This window comes from Pseudoselenomonas ruminantium (assembly GCF_900142515.1).
Taxonomy (GTDB): Bacteria; Bacillota; Negativicutes; order Selenomonadales; family Selenomonadaceae; genus Selenomonas_A; species Selenomonas_A ruminantium_D.
The window spans coordinates 94223-112105 of the sequence record NZ_FRBC01000001.1 but is presented as its reverse complement, the minus strand read 5'-3'; the positions used below and the strand labels follow the sequence as shown (position 1 = coordinate 112105).

The 17883-nt window shown below is 53.7% G+C and carries 10 protein-coding genes; 3 read left to right on the top strand and 7 right to left on the bottom strand.

What is annotated here, in order from left to right; all coding sequences use genetic code 11:
- Positions 1 to 123 precede the first annotated feature (123 nt).
- The 5 genes from csaB to secA all read right to left on the bottom strand — a co-directional run bounded on the left by csaB (position 124) and on the right by secA (position 7786).
- Positions 124 to 1215, bottom strand: a complete 1092-nt coding sequence (gene csaB / locus BUB68_RS00450) for a polysaccharide pyruvyl transferase CsaB (protein WP_073087870.1) — start codon at positions 1213 to 1215, stop codon at positions 124 to 126.
- A complete protein-coding gene (locus BUB68_RS00445) occupies positions 1215 to 3272 on the bottom strand; it encodes a DUF5693 family protein (RefSeq protein WP_073087869.1) in 2058 nt (685 codons plus the stop codon). Before BUB68_RS00445 ends, csaB begins: the two co-directional genes overlap by 1 nt.
- A 15-nt stretch (positions 3273 to 3287) precedes the next feature.
- Positions 3288 to 3983: an LmeA family phospholipid-binding protein gene (locus BUB68_RS00440; RefSeq protein ID WP_073087868.1), complete on the bottom strand. Its 696-nt coding sequence runs from the start codon at positions 3981 to 3983 to the stop codon at positions 3288 to 3290.
- Between the two features lie 75 nt (positions 3984 to 4058).
- Positions 4059 to 5165 (bottom strand): peptide chain release factor 2, encoded by a 1107-nt coding sequence (gene prfB, locus BUB68_RS00435; protein ID WP_073087867.1) that lies wholly within the window; start codon positions 5163 to 5165, stop codon positions 4059 to 4061.
- A 14-nt stretch (positions 5166 to 5179) separates the two neighbouring features.
- On the bottom strand, positions 5180 to 7786 hold the full coding sequence (gene secA / locus BUB68_RS00430) for a preprotein translocase subunit SecA (protein WP_073087866.1): 2607 nt from the start codon (positions 7784 to 7786) through the stop codon (positions 5180 to 5182).
- 169 nt (positions 7787 to 7955) lie between these two features.
- Here secA and BUB68_RS00425 point away from each other — a divergent pair, with 169 nt between their 5' ends.
- The 3 genes from BUB68_RS00425 to BUB68_RS00415 all read left to right on the top strand — a co-directional run bounded on the left by BUB68_RS00425 (position 7956) and on the right by BUB68_RS00415 (position 14196).
- Entirely contained in the window at positions 7956 to 9077 is a 1122-nt protein-coding gene (locus BUB68_RS00425; RefSeq protein ID WP_073087865.1) for a chemotaxis protein CheB, read from the top strand.
- Positions 9078 to 9207: 130 nt separating this feature from the next.
- Positions 9208 to 11670 carry an amino acid permease gene (locus BUB68_RS00420; protein WP_073087864.1) on the top strand — a complete coding sequence of 821 codons (2463 nt, stop codon included), beginning with the start codon at positions 9208 to 9210 and terminating at the stop codon, positions 11668 to 11670.
- Positions 11671 to 11682: 12 nt separating this feature from the next.
- Positions 11683 to 14196, top strand: coding sequence for an amino acid permease (locus BUB68_RS00415; RefSeq protein ID WP_073087863.1), 2514 nt, complete (start codon positions 11683 to 11685; stop codon positions 14194 to 14196).
- A gap of 60 nt (positions 14197 to 14256) precedes the next feature.
- Here BUB68_RS00415 and BUB68_RS00410 read toward each other — a convergent pair whose 3' ends face one another.
- Both BUB68_RS00410 and BUB68_RS00405 read right to left on the bottom strand, forming a co-directional pair.
- Positions 14257 to 15975, bottom strand: a complete 1719-nt coding sequence (locus BUB68_RS00410) for a methyl-accepting chemotaxis protein (RefSeq protein ID WP_073087862.1) — start codon at positions 15973 to 15975, stop codon at positions 14257 to 14259.
- Between the two features lie 162 nt (positions 15976 to 16137).
- A complete protein-coding gene (locus tag BUB68_RS00405; protein ID WP_073087861.1) occupies positions 16138 to 17868 on the bottom strand; it encodes a methyl-accepting chemotaxis protein in 1731 nt (576 codons plus the stop codon).
- Positions 17869 to 17883: the final 15 nt, after the last annotated feature.

Below are 17883 nucleotides of genomic sequence, written 5' to 3'. Positions count from 1 at the left end.
ATTTATTTGTATTTTTTTACAACATAAAAGAAACCGCCTTCCTTTTCTCAGGAAGGCGGTCTTTGCTGCGCCTAAGGCTTGCTCAGGCGGACTTTACCGCAATATTTCATTAATATGAAGAAATTATTTATGGGCCAGATTCACGGCCAATTCCGCATTATGGGCGGCTAAATCCCGAAGTTCCGCCAACAATTCACCATTCTTCTGGCGGAAGGTCTGCTTGTCATTCCACTTGCGGCGGATTTCCGCCATAAGTTCTTCAGCAGATACATCTCTAAGATTCCCCACCGGCTCCTCACCGATGGATGCCAGGAACCGATCGATCTTGGGATCGTAAGATATTCCCAACATGGGGACTCCCATAACACCGGCAAAAATCAACGCATGCAGGCGAATCCCCAGCATGAGGTCCATATTTCCGACCAATGACAGGAACTCACTAGTGGTGTACTCATCTTTGAGGACCGTACATTCTTCTTTGGTCAAAGCAGCAATAGCCTGTGCCGCCTTGACATCATCCGGGAACTGCATGGGGATGAAGACAACCCTTGCCCCCAGCTCCCGCACTACCATATCTGAAACCTGAGCCAGCACTTCTTTATAATGACGCCAGCCCTGCCATTCTCGTACAGATATGCCCAGCACCGGCTTTGCCCCATCTGCATGATAGGCCTTGAAGATAGCGCGGCCGGCCTCCCGGCCTACAGGATGAATTGCCAGCACCGGATCTGCTGTGCATTCAATGATGGTTTTATGGATGCCCAGACGGGCCAGTTCTCTCAGCGACCCTTCATCACGGACTGTGATCAGATCGACATGATTGCCCAGGTACCCCATGGCCCATCGAGCCAGGCGCCCAATAATAGGCCCTATTCCCTGCGCATAAAGCATGACTTTCGTACCCAAAAAGTGAGCCAACATGATGATGACCATATAATAATAGAGACTGCGGCGGCTGGTGACATTTTGCAGAAGGCTACCACCGCCACTGATCAGGAGGTCAGCCTGACGAAGCTCCTTGATGATGGCTGGAAATCCCAGCCAGGAAATAGCATCCACCCCATGACGTTTTTTCGTATCCTCCGGGTCGGCAGAAATCACCGTAATATGTAATTTGGGGTCGAGATCACCGAGGACTTCCAACATAGCGGCCAGCATAGCCTCATCCCCGGCATTTTTCGAGCCATAGTATCCCGATACGACGATTCTGCTCATTACGCTGCCTTACGCTCCTTTGCTCGTGAAATAACAGTCTGCCACAGCTGTACCAGCATCATGGCAATAGCACCAATGCCTGCACCCAAAACGATTCCGCCAATGCCACGCATGAAGGACATATAGACCGGCGTGCGCATATGGGCGAAAGTCTCAACCATAGAACCCTGACCAATGGTAGCTATCAGCACCAGTCCAAAGAAAATCATCGTCGGCCATTTCCGCCAGAAAGCCATAACCGCCAGCATGAAGGCCGGATGGCCAATCATGAGTTCCTTGGTGCGGGGACGGGCATAGAAAGCCTGCTCCAGGAAAGCGCGGAACTTGAGTTCCGTTGCCGATACCGGCATGCCGGAAGTATGACCGCTGCGGGCCACAAAGACTACGCCGGCAACAAGCACCAAAAACATCACAAACAAAGTCTTGATCTTCACCGGCATGTCCAGAATCTTCTTCATCTGGTTCATGACGCCTTCCGTGTCATCCATGCGGCCATCGAATACATCAAAGCGCTGCAGGAAGGCAATGCCTACCAGAATCAACGGCAGCACGAAGGTCAGCTTGATGCCCCGGAAGATCTGGAATTCCAACAGATATTCCGTATCGGCCAAAGACGCGGACAGATAAGCGGCACCGATATAGGAAAGGGCACCCGTGACAAAGAGGGCCAGCACGCCTGTAACCAGCATCTTGCCAAAGCCCAATGTCATCTTATCCCGCAGATAGCGGATCCTGTCCAGCTGGAAGATGACCGCAATCGCGGGGAACAGGTTGGCACTGGCCAGCGCTGCCAGCACCCGGATCTTACCGCCATTCCCCATCAGCACCGGCACCGCCGCACACAATGCCAGAACGGCAAACAACAGCCACTGTTTCTTCACGGAAACATTCAGCGCCGGAATCACAAGGCTCAGATAGAGAACAGCAGCAGCGGCTACGCCTGCCATGACCAATGCCCGCAGGACTTTGCTGGGATAGAAGGAAGCAAATGTGCCAGCAGGGCCGATGGTATAGCCATGAGACACCAGGATATCATGGGTATCCTGGAAATATTTCAGATTCGTTTCCAAAAGACTCATATTCGGTGAAGATTTATCATAAATCCGCAACAGGTTCACGCGGATATTGCGTTCCTCGTCCGTATTGGACCAGCGTTCCACTGCCGTAGCAATCTTCAGTTTCGGCTGTTCGTCCTTGGGAATGGAATATACACGGGCAATCTTATCATACCCCAGTCCTTTGGCAATCTCTTCCATGCCATCCTGCTTGTAGAACTGCAGCTGCGTTACACCTTCAATCAGGCCCAGGGTCATGTCCCGCTTCTTCATCTCATCAATCGTAGCCTGCAAAGCCTTGTTAGCCCCCAGCGTCTGCGAACCGGAGAAGACGATTTCCGAAACCTTATAATCTTTCAACCGCTGGAAAACAGCCTCTACATCATCATTCTGGCAGTTCTCATAATTGCTGGGACGTGCCAGTACATAGAAGCCAGCTTTGTTGACAGCTTCCATCTCATCCGTGGGCATGCCGATATTCATCTTGAGGAAGGATTCGTAATGGGCTTTTACTGCCATCACTTCTTCCGTGCCTACCTGCAGGAGCTGCACCCGCTCACTGCCCAAGCGGCGAGGTACATCTTCCTTGAGTTCTTTCCAGGTGCGGGCATCATGTCCGACAATATAGACCTCGTTGCCAAGGATTTTGCCCTCAGCCACCAGCTGCCGCCACATGGGATCAGACAGTGCACCGCTATGGTAATTGGCCAGTATCTCACTACCGGCAATGGCCGTAGCCTTGCCATTGGCATTGAGTTTCTTGAAGGTGGTATCGTATACCGCCAGCGAAGTGATGCCAGTTTCCTTAGCCTTGGCCAGCACCTCATCAGCAGGCAGGCCTTCTCGTTCTGCCAGTTCCAGCAGACCTTCATAGTCAATCGCCATATCCACCTGACGATTGTTTTGTTCCACCCCATGACGGGCAAAACCGATGGTCAGCGCGGCCACTAAGCCAATAATGATTACCAGCACCAATCCCCGGTTGTAGCTAAAAACCTTCATTATTCTTCTTCCACCTTATTCCACATTATCTAAGCCAGCTGTAATGATAATCGCACCTTGTGTCTGCCGGACTTCCTGAAACTGCATCCCCATCGGGAGCCGACCCGGTGCTGCCAGCTGAATATTGCCGAACATCTCATTAAGCTTTGCTGTGCCAAAACGGCTGTTCTTCATGGCTAGATGCGTCATCTGGAAATACAGGGAACCACCTTCTTCCACCACATTTCCTTCCATTTCGATGTCCACAGTCCGGCCAAAAAGCTTAGTATTCGCCGTCACTGTGATACCTGCTGCCGCAATGGCCACTTGCACATTTTCCACCTTGTCCAGCTTACGGGCAATGACTTCCCGCAGATTCTCCTCATCGAGATAACCGGTCAGGGTAAGTTTGTCGGCAGATTTCATCGCTACCTTGCCAGCAGTCAGCAAATCAGTCACATTGAGGCGTACATTTTCCCCGGCCAGGCTGATTTCCCGAAAATAGACCTGTCCCACCTTGGCCTGATGGGCCACGCCATGAACATGCTGCACCACACCCAGCCCCAGCAGGATTCCCGGATGGCTGTCCACGGATACCTGCGCATCATGGGTGGCCAGGCGTTCGCTCAGACGAGTCTGCAAAGTCTCCCGCGCCAGCCACGGCAGCACCGTCTCACTAAACACGATTATTATTATGAATAAAGCACCTGCAATAGTCAAGCCTTTTCGCAAAATCAGTGCCTCCCCATACTGTGAAAAAAGCCTTCCCCATTGGGGAAGGCTCTCTCAATGACATATCTTCACTGCTTAGATTTCATGATTTGCCTTAGCCGCCAAAAATGCCCGGATGAAGGGATCGATATCGCCATCCATCACAGCCTGCACGTTGCCGGTTTCCTGGCTCGTACGATGATCCTTGACCATGGTATAGGGCTGGAATACATAGGAGCGGATCTGGCTGCCCCATTCGATATTCTGCTGATCACCTTCGAGCTTGGCCAATTCGGCTTCCTTTTTCTCCATTTCCAGCTCAAAGAGCTTGGCGCGGAGCATCTTCATGCACTGCTCACGGTTCTGAAGCTGAGAGCGCTCGTTCTGGCACTGTACCACGATACCGGTCGGTTCATGTGTCATGCGCACTGCCGAAGAAGTCTTGTTGATGTGCTGACCACCAGCACCGGAAGCACGATAGGTATCCACACGCACATCGGCCATGTTGATATCCACTTCCACTGCGTCATCGATTTCCGGCATGATATCGCAGGCCGAGAAAGACGTATGACGGCGGGCATTGGCATCGAAGGGCGAGATGCGCACCAGACGATGCACGCCCTTTTCCGATTTCAGGAAGCCATAGGCATTATGACCCTTGATGAAGAGGGTAGCGGATTTGACGCCTGCTTCATCACCGGGCAGCAGGTCTGCTGTCTCCACGGTGAAGCCGTGGCGCTCAGCCCAGCGGCCATACATGCGCAGGAGCATCTGCGTCCAGTCCTGGGCTTCCGTTCCGCCCGCACCGGCATGCAGCGTCAGGATGGCGTTGTTGGCATCATAAGGCCCGGAGAGCAGCACTTCAAGCTGCAGGGCTTCAAGGCCTTCAGCAACCTCGTCCAGCTCAGCCTTGACATCATCCTCCATGCTGGGATCATCTTCTTCAAGCCCCATTTCCAGCAGGGTTTCTGCATCTTCATGCTTTGTCACAAGGGCTTTGTACTTATCCACACCAGATTTCAGGTCTGCCAGTTCCTGATTGAGTTTCTGAGCAGCCTCTGCATCATCCCAGAACGTGGGTTCGCCCATCTTGTATTCCAGCTCGGCGATCTTTTCTTCCTTGCGGGGAATTTCCAAAGCTTCGCCCATATGGTCAAGCTTTTCCTTCAGTTCGCCCAACCGGGGTTTTAAATCTTCAAGCATTCTTTACACCTTTCTTATTTGTTCCGTCCGCAGCAGTTCTTGTACTTCTTGCCGCTGCCGCAAGGGCAGGGATCGTTGCGGCCAACCTTGTCTGCCGCAGGAGCTTTCTTGGCCGTAGCCGTGCTGACTTCATCACCGTGGCTGGCCTGGGCCGTATTCAGATGGTCAGAGAGCTGGGAGCGCTGCTGCTTGATGGTCTCTTCCAGCTTCTGCTTCTGGGTCACGCTGGCTTCTACCGGTTCGCCGGCTTCTTCTGCCGCCTGCTGTTCCGGCGTCACGATGCTCACGTGATACATCAGGGAAGCAATCTGGTCCATGATGGCGCCTTCCATCTCCTCGAACATGTCGAGGGCTTCAATCTTATATTCCACCAGCGGATTGCGCTGGCCATAAGCACGCAGGTTGATGCCGTCGCGGAGCATATCCATGTGGTCGAGATGTTCCATCCACTTGCTGTCCACCACGCGGAGCATAACGACCTTTTCGAGTTCACGCATATTCTCTTCCCCGAAGAGCAGTTCGCGCTGATGATAGCCATCTTCGGCTGTCTTTTCCAGTTTCTCCTTGAGCTCGTCACGGCTGAGTTCCACGAGTTCTTCCTTCTTCAGGAGGCCTGCCGGGGCATAGATTTTCTCAGCATCTTCAATCAGGCCATCAAGCTGCCATTCTTCCGGATAAAGCTGTTCATTGGCATACTGGTTCATCTCATCCTTGATGATATGGTTCACCATGCCCATGATGTTCTCGCGCAGGTTCTCACCCAGGAGGATCTTGCGGCGCTCGCCGTACATGACTTCGCGCTGCTGATTCATGACATCATCATATTCCAGCACGTGCTTGCGGATATCGAAGTTACGGGCCTCGACCTTCTTCTGCGCGTGCTCGATGGAATTGGTGATGATGCGATGCTCAATCGGCTCATCCTCTTCCATGCCCAGCTTGTCCATCATGCCCGCAATGCGGTCAGAAGCGAAGAGACGCAGCAGGTCATCTTCGAGGGACAGGAAGAAGCGGGATGCCCCCGGGTCACCCTGACGGCCGGAACGGCCGCGCAGCTGGTTGTCGATGCGGCGGGATTCATGGCGCTCCGTGCCCACGATGAACAGGCCGCCCAATTCCGGCACACCCTCACCCAGCTTGATATCCGTACCACGGCCTGCCATATTGGTGGCGATGGTCACAGCGCCCTTCTGGCCGGCATCGGCGATGATCTCAGCTTCTTTCTCATGGAACTTGGCATTCAGCACGCTATGAGGAATACCGTTCTTCTTCAGCACATTGCTGAGTTCTTCCGACTGCGTGATGGACGTGGTACCAATCAGCACCGGCTGCCCCTTCTCATGCAGTTCTTTGACGAACTTGCCTACGGCACGATACTTGGCCGCCTTGTTCTTGTAGATGAGGTCCGGATAGTCCACGCGCTGCACCGGCTTGTTGGTCGGCACCACGATGACCGGCAGGTTGTAGATCTTCAGGAACTCGTCTTCTTCCGTCTTGGCCGTACCGGTCATACCAGCCAGCTTATTGTACATGCGGAAGTAGTTCTGGAACGTGATCGTAGCCAGCGTCTGTGATTCGCGCTGGATCTTCACGCCTTCCTTGGCCTCAATAGCCTGATGCAGGCCATCGGAATAACGGCGGCCTTCCATGAGGCGGCCTGTGAATTCATCGACGATGATGACTTCATCATCACGTACAACATAATCTCGGTCACGCTTCATGAGTGCCTTGGCACGCAACGCAGCCGTGAAGCAGTGGGACAGTTCGATGTTTTCCGGAGCATAGAGATTCGTGATACCCAGCATCTTTTCAATCTTGGGAACCACCTCATCCGCCGGAGCCACAGTCTTCTGCTTTTCGTCCACCGTGTAGTCCACGCCCTCTTTGAGGGTGGCTACTGCACGGGCCATGGTTGCATACATATCCGTGGACTTGGCTCCCGGACCGGAGATGATGAGCGGTGTACGGGCTTCATCAATCAGGATGGAGTCCACCTCATCGACGATGGCAAAGTTCAGTTCCCGCTGTACCATCTGGTCAGGATAGATGACCATGTTGTCACGCAGGTAGTCAAAACCAAACTCGTTGTTGGTACCAAAAGTCACGTCACAGCTATAAGCGTATTTGCGTTCCGGGAAATCCATATCATGGATGACCAGACCGACAGTCAGCCCCAGGAAGCGGTACAGACGCCCCATTTCCTCACTGTCACGGCGGGCCAGATAGTCATTGACCGTGATGACATGGACACCCTTACCGGTCAAGGCATTCAGATATACCGGCAGCGTGGCGACAAGGGTCTTACCTTCACCAGTGCGCATCTCGGCAATGCGGCCTTCGTGCAGGCACATGCCACCAATCATCTGCACATCGAAGTGACGCATGCCCAACGTGCGGCGGGAAGCCTCGCGCACAACGGCAAAAGCCTCCGGCAGCAGGTCATCCAGCGTTTCACCAGCAGCCAGACGCTCTTTGAATTTTCCCGTATACCCCACCAGTTTGTCGTCGGTCAAATTTGCCATCTGCGGCTCTAAGGCATTGATTTTTTCGACAACCTCGCGATAACGGGCAATCTCTTTATCGTTATTGTCGCCTAAGAATCTTTTGAGAAATCCCAGCAAACAAAATCACTCCTAACATTAAATTTAAACTCACTTATCAATATTAACAAAGAAGCCTGCATAAGTCAATGATACGCAAAATTGGCTACCTGCAAGCAGGATTTTATGATACAATGGTGGAATAAGGGACAGATAAGAGTAATTACCATCTTTATGGGCGGAGGAAGATATGCGGAACTTACGGGTGTTTGCGATTGACAACTCCATAACGTTTCAAAACACCCTGGTGCAGGAACTTAACACAAGGCTCCCAGCGGGCAGTCTTGTGGAACACGCCGCCCAACCCGTTGAGGCCTTGAACAAGATGGCGGTATTCAAGCCCAACATCATCGTGCTGAACTTCGCTTTGGGCTCTCTGCTGGTCAATCAGGAAAAGTTCCTGCCCCTGCTTGCCAAGAAATACTCAGAAGTGCCAATCATCACCTATGGCATTCTGGAAAGCGGGGAAAAGGCAGCCAAGATTCTCGGTGCGTCCCACTATTTGAAAAAACCATCTGTCGGGCAGCCTATGGAGCCATTCCTGGACAATCTCATGCGCACTCTGCTGGTTTCCCAGACCAAGGACTCTGCTCCCACTACGGCCTGGTCTCATGGTGACATCGGCGGCGGCGCCGTGGTGACCAAGGAAATCTGGCGGGCTTCCAAACCAGTGCAGCCACCACCGCCGCCCAAACCGGCCCTGTCTCCCATCGAACCGATGATCAATGTTCCGCCTAACGCGGCCCATATCGACCTCATTGCCATAGGAGCTTCCACGGGTGGCACCGAGGCATTGTCCGCCATCATCACCCGTCTGGAACCGCCGCTGCCGGGCATCGTCATTGTCCAACACATCCCGCCGATGTTCAGCCGTCTCTTCTCTGAACGCCTGAATACCGAGAGCAGCCTGACGGTCAAGGAAGCCGTCAGCGGTGATATCGTGCTGCCCAACCATGTCTATATCGCGCCGGGTGCCAAGCATATGACGCTCAGCCGTATGGGCACCCGCTATATGCTCGAATGCAAGCCCGGGCCGCCTGTCCACAGCGTGTGCCCGTCTGTTGATGTGCTCTTTGACAGCGTAGCCGATGTGGCCGGCAATCACGCGATGGGCATCATCCTTACAGGCATCGGCAAGGACGGCGCCGCAGGCCTCCTGAAGATGCGCAATCTCGGTTCCCCCACCATCGGACAGGATGCCGCCAGCAGCACCGTCTATGGCATGCCCAAAGCCGCCTTCGAACTGGGTGCCGTACAGCAGCAGCTGCCGCTCTTGAGCATTCCCCATGCCATATATAAGATAGTACGATAAACCATTATTCCTCCCCCTCAGGGGAGGCTTTTTTATTTCCCCTATAGAAGGAATTCTTATCGCAAAAGGCGAAATTATCCAACAAATACTATTTGCCTGTCAGCTCAAACAACTGGAAGGAGCGTTATATATGGATAACAACACACGGATGAACCTGTTCTCCCCACTCCACATCTGGGCCCTTTCCCTGGGTTGCGCTGTGGGCTGGGGTGCTTTCATGGTGCCAGCCAATCTCTTCATTCCTACGGCAGGCCCTTTGGGCACCATACTCGCCATGGGGATCAGTACGGCACTGCTGCTTATCATCGGCGCCAATTTCTGCCGGCTGGCAGAAAAATACCCTGACGATGGCGGTATCGTCGCCTATGTCCGCAATATCATCGGCCATGATCACGCCTTCCTGGCTGCCTGGATCCTGCTGATTGCCTATCTTTCCATCCTCTGGGCCAATGCTACCGCCAATGTGCTCCTATTCCGTTTCCTGCACGGAGATTGGCTCTCCTGGGGCTACCTCTACACCATTGCCGGTTTTGACATTTACTTTGGCGAGGTGCTGGCCACCTGGCTGGTCATCATCATCTTCGGCCTGTTCGCCTGCTATAGCGGCAAGGTCGCCAGATACCTGAATACGCTTTGTGCTGTCGTTTTTTTCCTGTCCGTCCTCATCCTGTTCATAGCCATGTTCCGTCAAGTAGGTACCAGTGTATTCACGCCAGCCTTCCAATCCTATACCAATCCTGCCATGCAGGTCTTCAGCATGGTGATGCTGGCTCCCTGGATGTTCTTCGGCTTTGAGGCCGTCACCCATGCCTGCGATGATTTTGATTTTTCCAGCAAAAGACTCTTTCCCATTGTCATCGCAGCCGTGCTCAGCGGTGGACTTATCTATATCCTGCTGGCGGCCATGGCCATCATGTCCATCCCGCCGGAATACGCCTCCTGGACTACCTATATCGCCCAGCGCCCCCATCTTGAGGGACTTGCCGGACTGCCGGTATTCCATAGCGTGCATGCCGTTTTCGGCAGAGAAGGACTGCTCTTTCTCTGCGTATCCATCGACTGCGCCATCATCACCAGCCTCATGGGACTTTACCGCACCTGCGGACGTCTGCTGCATTTCATGGCCAGATGCGAGGTCCTGCCTGTCTGGTTCAAGCAGCGTGCCGCTGACGAAACGCCCCGTCATGCCATCATCTTTGTGATGTTCATTTCCCTGCTGATTCCCTTCCTGGGGCGGGTTTCCATCGTCTGGCTCTGCGACATCATCACGGTCGTAGGTTCTGTCGCCTATGGCTACGCCTCCTATTGTGCCTATAAGCTGGCGCAAAAAGAAGGCCGCCCACTGGACAGGTACTTAGGCATCATCGGCATCTTCATCTCCTGCCTGTTCTTTTTCTGCCCCCTGATCCCTGACCTGCTCTTAGGCGGGTCACTGGACACAGAATCCTATCTGATGCTGTCAGTCTGGAGCATCCTGGGCTTCATCTATTATTGGTATGTTTTCAAATACGACAACCATGACCGCTTTGGTCACAGCACATCCATGTGCATCATGATCCTCTTCCTGAACTTCTTCTCCACCAGTCTCTGGTTACGGCAAGTCATGGAACAGCGCCTGCGTGAATCCGTGTCCAGCAATTCTGCGTCCAGTTACAATGTGCTGGCTGCAGACAGCGTGGTGCAGATGGTGATGCTCATGATCATCCTGCTGCTGATGACCAATATCTTCATCACACTGAAACGGCGGGAACGGAAAATGACACAGACCTTGCAAAGGCAGCATGAAATCAACCATGCACAGAACACCTACCTGCGCAATCTGGCACATGACATCCGCATTCCCATGGAAGCAGCGCAGCTCTCTGTCCATCATTCGCTGGAAAACTGCACCATCTGCTCTGCCTGTGATGTGGACAGCTGCCCCCATCGCATTCCCGACCGCTTATCCAACTGTCTTGGGCAGCTGGACAGCCACAGCCAGTATCTCATGCACCTGATTGGCAGCATGCTGGATCAGCGCAATATGAGCATAGGCACGAGCAAAGACAGGATTCCCCTGGACTTTGCCCCGATGGACTGGCGGCACACCCTGCAGCATATCAAGGATATCTTCGCACTGGAAATGCAGGCCAAGAATATCTTTTTCGAAGTCTATCCCATCGAACTGCCCCACCCCACTGTCATTTGTGACGAACAGCGCCTGGAGCGCATCCTCATCAATCTGGTCAGCAACGCCTGCGAATTCACCCCCTATGGCGGCGGCGTCATGGTGACACTGCTGGAAACCAGCCCTGCCACCGTCACCTATCAGGGACAAGAAGTTCCCGGTGCCGTGTATGAGCTCCACATCAATGACTCAGGCGCCAATATCCCGCCGGATATCATCACTCATATACAAGAACCCTTCGAGATTGACAGCACCGGTCTGGGCGGGTTATGCATCGCCAAGGGACTGGTCAGCCTGCTCAAAGGAACCATCAAGGTCAGCAGCACCGGACAGGACATCGGCAAGGACATCGTGGTGACCTTGTCACTGCCGCTGGCAGACACAGGTCTGGAAACGGCCAGTGCCGAACCTTTGACCGAGGGATAAAGGAGAATCCATATGAATACGAGCAAAGATACAGAAACTGCCGAAAAGGCCAATGTCCGCCTGCTCTCCCCCCTGAATGTCTGGGGCCTGTCCTTCGGCTGTGCCGTGGGCTGGGGGGCATTCATGATGCCAGGCAATCTCTTTCTGCCCCATGCAGGTCCCGTGGGCAGCATCCTTGCCATCGCTTTGGGCAGCATTGCCATGCTGGTCATCGGTGCCAACTTCTGCAAGCTGGCGCAGAAATATCGGGACAACGGCGGGTTCTTCGCCTATGTGCGGGAAGTAATGGGTCATGACCATGCATTCTTAGCAGCCTGGGCGCTCATCGTCACTTACCTTTCCATCATCTGGGCCAACGCCACCGCCGTGGTTGTGCTCGTACGCTTCTACTTTGGCGGGGTACTTCAATGGGGGTTCCACTATAAACTAGCCGGCTTCGATGTCTACGCCGGAGAAATCCTCACCACCTGGCTGTTGCTCATTGCCTTTGGCCTGTTCTCTGCCTTTGCAGGCAAGGCCAAACGGCCTGTCAACACCATGCTGGCCCTGCTGCTCTTCTTCGGCATCCTGCTGCTCTTCAGCGGCGTACTGGCCATGAGCCCCCGTCATGCCAGCTTCTATCCGGCTTTTGACCCGGATATCGGCGGCACGCCTTTTTTACAGATTTTCAGCATGCTGATGGTGGCCCCCTGGATGTTCTTTGGCTTTGAATCCGTCACTCACGGCGGTGAGGAATTCCGGTTCCCCATCCAGCACACCTTCCCCATCATCATCATTGCTGTCATCGCCACCTTCCTGGCTTACAGTCTGCCCATTGCCATTGCGGTCATGGGCAGCCCCGCAGAATTTGCTACCTGGCATGAATACATCACCTCCCTGAGCCATCTGCAGGGCTTCGATGCCCTGCCAGTCTTCCACGGTGTCGATGCCCTTTTAGGCCCCGGCGGCATGGCACTATTAGCCGCAACCGTTTTAGCAGGCATCTTCACCGGTATCAATGGACTCTACCGTGGCTGCTCCTTTCTGCTTCAGTCCATGGCCAAAGATGACCTCCTGCCCGCTGTCTTTGCCACCCAGGCAGAGGACGGCACTCCCCGCAAGGCAGTATTCCTGATACTTCTGGTATCCCTGCCCATTCCTTTCTTAGGTCGCACCGCCATTGTCTGGCTGGTGGATGCCATCACCATCAGCGGTTCCATTGCCTATGCTTATGTATCACTTTGCCGCTATCGGACTGCCCGGTCAGAGAACGATTCCGCCGGCATGTTCATGGGTATTGCAGGCCTTTTGCTCTCCCTGTTCTTTTTCTTCTGCCCTATCGTCCCCGACCTGCTCTTAGGCAGCACACTGGAAACCGAATCCTATCTGCTGCTGGCCGTCTGGAGCATCCTGGGGCTGATCTATTACTGGTATGTCTTCAAACACGACAAGCAGGAACGCTTCGGCAAGTCCTTCTCGCTATGCACCATCCTTCTGTTCCTGAACTTCTTCTCCACGGCTCTCTGGCTGCGGCAGGTCATCATCACCAAGATTCCCCTTGCCCATATGGGCGGCTATGCCCCCATCCATGAGATCCTCAACCATAACAGCACCATCCAGATCGTACTCATCATGCTGATCCTGCTCTTCATGGCTGATATATTCACCACCATGCGCAAACGGGAACACGCGATGAATAAAGTCGTTGCCGCCCAGCAGCTGGCCAGCCGCACCCGTGGTGCATATCTTTCGAATATGACACACGACATCGGCTTGACCATGGATGCTATCATGAGCTATGTGAAACTTGCCCGGGAAAACGGCGAAGACTACAAGGACAAAGCCGGCCGCTGTCCCCATGATGCCCTGAACGGTCTCTATCAGGGAATCTTGCATACGGATTCCATCAGTCACTACTTCCTTCATCTGGTCCGGGAAATGGAAAACGTAGACCGCATCCAGAGCAATAAGCTGAAGCTTTATCCCGTACCTACAGATATCCGCTACAACCTGAAACAGGTCAAGGATATCTTCACCGAACAGATGCAGGACAAGAATATCAGCTTCATGGTCTATACCGAAGAACTGGAAAATCCTTATGTATACTGCGATAAGAACCGCTTGCAGCGCATCCTGCTGAACCTCATCAGCCTTGCGTACATATTCACGCCTGTGGGCGGCAGCATCGCTGTCACGCTGGCCCAGAAGGGCTTCGCCTACCATAAGGAAACGGCAGAGGACAGCTACCAACACTTCCAGCTCTATGCCGACTATGAACTGCGAATCCACAATTCCGATGCCGCCATGCCTCCGGAGATCCGTGAAAAGCTCCTGCACGACAGCGATTGGGAGCAATTGTTCCAGAGCCAGAGTCCGGAACGCGGTCTGGCCATCACCAAACATCTGATTGAACTCTTCCAGGGTTCCCTCAACATCGTCTCGGAACCGAAAGAGGGGACAGAAATCATGATTGCACTGACCCTGCCACTGGCCAAGCAATCCATCGTCCCCATCCATATGGAACAGGAAACCGCCAATATGATATGAACAGAGAAAAGCTGGAGGCTGTATACAATCAGCCTCCAGCTTTTTTTATTCATTCACACCTTAATATTCGAAACGCTCCAGGGAGTTTTGCAGTTCCTGTGCCAACTGTGCCAGGGATTCGCTGGCCGAAGCAATCTCTTCTGCCGAAGCGGACTGCTCCTCCGAAGCTGCTGACACACTGGCCATCTCGCTGGAAATCAGCTTGCCATTGTCGGCAATGCTCTTCGTCTTCGCATCGATGCTATTGGCTTCCGCCGCCACTACCCGCAGTTCTTCCAGCATAAGCCGCGCCCGCTCCGCTACACCGTTGGTTGCTTCTTCGATCTGGGCAAAGGTATCCCGCAATTCGGAAACCGCCCGAGAACCGGCCTGCACGGCCTCACTGCCGGATTTCATCGAGGACACCGCTTCGGCTGTATCCTTCTGGATGCCGCTAATCAGAGTCGTGATTCGCTGGGCGGCATTCTGGGATTCCTCCGCCAGCTTGCGCACCTCGTCAGCCACCACGGCAAAACCGCGGCCATGTTCGCCAGCCCGTGCAGCCTCGATGGCGGCATTGAGGGCCAACAGATTTGTCTGATTGGCAATACCGGAGATGGTTTCCACAATCTGACCGATTTCCTGGGAACTCTGGCCCAGCTTGTCCACCGTCACAGCAGAACCATTGACAATCTTTTCCACGCTGATGATCTGCTCCACAGCGGCATTGACATTGCGTCCGCCCTCCGTAGCCCTGCTGTTGGCATGGCCCGCATAGCTGACCACATCATCCGCCGTCTTGTTCAGGGTTTCCAGCGAACTGTTCTGCTCTTTGATGGCCTCGCCGGCCTCACTGACAAAATTGCCCTGTTCCGTCACGGCATGGGAAGCCTGCCCCACCGATTGCGCCACCGAACCTGCCGCCTGCGCTGCCTGATGGGCGCTGGCCGTGAGTTCTTCTGACGAAGCCGCCAGTTGCTGGGCGCTTTCATTGGTGGTCTGCATGAGTTCACCGATAGTCTTGCGCATCTGGAAGAAGGCATCTGCCACAATGCCGAACTCATCCCCGCGCTGTACCGGATTGGCCGTAATGCGGAAGTCGCCGTCCTTCATTTTCCGGCAGCCCGCAATCATCATCTCAATCGGCGCCATAACCCCCTTCATCACAATATAGCTGACCACCACCAAAACCACCAGCACAATCACACATTCCAGCAGCATATCGCGGATAGCGGCGGCTGTATCAGCATCATTCTGCTTGTCCAGTGTTTCTGCCCGCTGATGTTCTACTTCATTGAGCTCATCCAGCGTCTTGGTCAGGCGCAGCATAACCGGCACGGACTTAGTCTGCGTATGCTGGAAAGCTTCGGCATTCTTGAGCTCTAACGTATACTGAACAACCACGGCATTCTCTTTCTTCAAACTTTCCCAATCCGTCTGAATGGCCTTGGTCATTTCAATGATCTTGGGGTTGTCCTCCTTGATGGCCGCATAATCGGCTACAGCCTTATCAGCATTCTTGACCGCTTCGTCATAGGTTCCCTTGGTTTTCTTCAGGAAATCCATCTCATCCGAGGTCATCATTTCTACCGCCAGCGCATGGGCACGGCGAATCTGGAAACGGGCCTCCTGGGCACGCTCCATACCAGTCAATGATGTGGCATACATAAAAGTCATATCACGCTGTGCCTTGCTCAGCGCACTATAGGCCGACCAGCCAATCAACAGCATGCCGATGATTCCTACGGCCACCATCAATCCCAATTTTACTGGCACCTTCAGATTATCCATCCATTGCATAAGACAGCACTTCCCTTCCTGATTTCAGCAGCATTATCCCTTTTTCCGCTGCCTTCTCCCACATATCAATCTGCTTTTCAAAATAAAGCAGGCGGCTGACTTTTCAACCGCCCGCCCTGCATTCACCTTATCCACCTATTGACTTATCAAAGTCCCTGAAAATCACACCTTGAACTCGCCCACAGCCGTTTGCAGGCCATGCGCCAGCTGGGCCAACGCCTCACTTGCCGAGGCGATTTCTTCGGCCGCAGCGGACTGTTCTTCGGCGGCGGCGGATACGCTTTCCATATCGGCAGCCACCCGGCGGCTGTTCTCGGAAATCTTGCTGGAACGATTGCGGACATTTTCTGTATCGTCCGATACCACTTTCAAATCGCCGCTCATACCATGAGCCTTATCCGCCACAGCATCAGAAGCCTCCAGGATCTTATCAAAGGCCGCCTTGAGCTGGCTGACGGATTCGGTACCTTCCTTGACGGCGGCATTGCCCCTCTGCATGGAGTTGACCGCATCCGTGGTATCATTCTGAATTGCTCCAATCAAGTCTGTAATGCGCTTAGCCGCATTCTGGGACTCTTCGGCCAGCTTCCGCACTTCATCAGCTACAACAGCAAAGCCGCGGCCATGCTCGCCGGCACGGGCTGCTTCGATAGCGGCGTTGAGAGCCAGCAGATTCGTCTGGTCAGCGATACCGGAAATGGTCTCCACAATCTGGCCGATTTCCTGCGAACGCTGCCCCAGCTTATCCACCGTAGCAGTAGAACTGTTGACGATCGACTCGACACTGACAATCTTATCCACAGCACTGCCAATGGCACTGCTGCCATCCTGTGCCTGTTTATGGGATTCCGTGACATTGGCCGTGACTTCACCAGCGGTCTGATTAAGGTTGCTGATGGAGTTCATGGTGTTATCGATGGACTCCATGGCCTCCTCCACATCCTTCTGCTGTTCGATGACAGCACCGGCAGAGCTCGTCACACGCTGGGCCACCTGCTCAGAAGCCAGTGCCGACTGATGTGCCGTGGCCGTAAGCTCCTGCGAAGACGCCGCCAGCTGTTCGGTGGAGGTGATGACCTTCTTGATCAGATTGTTGACCGTGATGCGCATATCGCGGACCGCAGCTTCCATGCGGCCGAATTCATCCCCACGTTCCACAGTGCCAATCATTCCGCCAGTACGGAAATCGCCCTTGGAAAGTTTCTCGCAGACCCGGATAACCAGCTGCAGCGGTCCTGTGATCTGCTTGGTCACAAAGGCAATAGCCAGTGTCAGCACCACGATGATGACGGCACAGGTAACCACCATGCGGAAAACCGCACTGTTCATATCTTCTTCGCCCTTATCCAGTCCTTTTTTGGCATCTTCGAGACTTCTGCCCTGGACAGCTTCCAGGTCACCAGACATGGCCACGGCCAGCGGCATGACCTTTTCCTGATAGAACATCATTGGGGCTAAATCATCTTCGCTTTCATAGGCATTCATCTGCAAAAGCTGAGCGGCATTAGCCTTGTAAGCATCAAAGTCCTTGCGCACCTTGGCCGCCATCTCTGCCCTTTTCGGATGTTTGGCATGCAGCGCTTCATACTTCTGCATGAAATCTTCCGCTTCGGCAATGGCCGCATTGAATTTCGTCACCCGCTCCTGACGGTATTCCGGCTTATTGGTATACGGCTGGAGACTGGCCTGAATCTGCGAATAACGGGTGTTGTAGCGTACCTGAGAACAATAGTAGATGCTCATGGTATCTTCATTGTAAAGCTCTTCCATATCCGCTCGGGCTGCCCTGATTGAAGTATAACCAACCCAGCCCACAATCAGCGTGGCAATGAAAGCCAGCACGCCGATACATGCCAGTTTTTGGGCAACACTGATGTTTCTGATGAATCCCATGATCTTCTCTCCTTC